The sequence below is a fragment of the Frankia sp. CoWAU3 genome, from assembly GCF_977971855.1.
Genome location: NZ_CDWWXB010000109.1, coordinates 11217 through 11745, shown reverse-complemented (window position 1 = coordinate 11745; position 529 = coordinate 11217). Strand labels below are relative to the sequence as shown.

Genomic DNA, 529 nt, shown 5'->3' with positions numbered 1-529 from the left:
CCGTTCCCGGGATGCCGGGAACGGGGTGGACGGGGTCGGGGTAGGTGGACCGGGTGGGGAAGGACGATCGGCTCTGCTCGCGGCGGCCCGCCCACCGGTCGTCGTCCCGATCGTCATCAGCCCTGGCCCGGACGAGCCGATCGGACGACGGTCGATCGGCCTGGATCAGCACGTCGCCCGGGGTGGGCCCGCCGGGCGCGGCGAGCCCGAAGGCGATGACCGCGACCGTGAATCCAGCCCCCGCGACCGTGCCGCTTCGCCGCCGGTCCAGAATTCCGGCCCAGCCGACCCGCCCACACAGGATGCCTGTGATACCGATCAGCATCACCATCACCGCAAGCAGATCGATGATCGGCGCAACCGCCGACATCGGGGCCCCCAGGTCTCAGCATCAGCACGAGAACCCGAACCGTAACTCACTGAAAGTAACGAGACGAATACCAGAACGTCGTGTCGCCCTCCGTGTACCCGGAAAAGTGCGGCAGCCGACAACCTTGAGCGAGAACGATCATCCGTCCGCCGGCCCGGC

The 529-nt window shown here is 68.4% G+C and carries 1 protein-coding gene; it reads right to left on the bottom strand.

Annotated features, from left to right (window positions below; genetic code table 11):
* A partial coding sequence (locus AC08ON_RS11255; protein ID WP_476616926.1) for a hypothetical protein occupies positions 1-370 on the bottom strand: 370 nt, incomplete at its 3' end.
* Positions 371-529 lie beyond the last annotated feature (159 nt).